1 pseudogene and 1 other annotated feature are annotated in these 1,013 nt (G+C 61.1%); the pseudogene reads right to left on the reverse strand.

Annotated elements, in window-relative coordinates:
- Positions 1–963: pseudogene (locus tag ACUTJJ_RS25015) on the reverse strand (IS3 family transposase); the annotation flags it as partial.
- Positions 563–679 (reverse strand) — a sequence feature (AL1L pseudoknot). (Overlaps the previous pseudogene by 117 nt.)
- Positions 964–1,013: the final 50 nt, after the last annotated feature.

The following is a 1,013-nucleotide window of genomic DNA, read 5'->3' on the forward strand; positions in this document are numbered from 1 at the left end:
GGTGTTGCGGCGACCGGTTGAATCTGCCTTGCACGCCCCTGTCGGAGTGGTGGATGAGCCCGCCGCGATGGACGGGCCGCCGATCATGAAGTGCCTGGTCGAGAGCATCGAGGACGAAACCCGCTTGCGCCGTCCGGCTTGCCCGCCAGCCTACGATACGCCGGGCGAAGGCATCGATCACGAAGGCCACGTAGACGAAGCCCTGCCAGGTCGCGACATAGGTGAAATCGGAGAGCCACAGCATGTTCGGTGCGGGAGCACGTAACTGCCGGTTCACGCGGTCGAGCGGGCATGGAGCGGCCTTGTCCGACACGGTGGTTTTGACGGGCTTGCCGCGAATGATGCCTTGAAGCCCCATCATTCTCATAAGCCGAGCGACGGTGCAGCGGGCAATGTCGTAACCCTCTCGCTGCAATTGTCGCCAGACTTTGCGCACGCCATAGACCTGGAAGTTCTCGTTGAACACCCGGTGTATCTCGACTTTCATGGCAATATCATTCCGTTCGCGGGCTGACAGGCGGTCCACGTCCGTGCGTTTGGCAACGACCTCATAGTAGGTGGACGGGGCAATCGGCAGCAGCCTGCAGATCGGCTCGACCCCGAGCACCGAGCGGTGTGCATCGATGAAGGAAATCATCGCTTCAGTGGGCGGTCGAGCTCCGCCTGGGCAAAATATGCCGAGGCTTTGCGCAAAATCTCGTTCGCCTGACGAAGCTCCCGGTTCTCCCGCTCCAGTGCCTTCATCTTCTCGGCCACGTCGCTCGGCAGGCCAGCCCGCTTGCCGCTGTCGACCTCGGCCTTCTTCACCCATTCATGGAGGGTATGCGCCGAGCAACCGATCTTGGACGCTATCGATGATACCGCTGCCCAGCGGGAGGGATGTTCGGCTTCATGCTCCGTCACCATACGCACAGCACGGGCGCGGACTTCAGGGGAGAATTTGTTCGTCGTCTTGCTTGTCATAGACCCTACTTCTCACGAGTTGGGGTCTCCGGTAAATCCGGTGCGGTTCA

The sequence above is a fragment of the Agrobacterium sp. DKPNP3 genome (genome assembly GCF_052686535.1).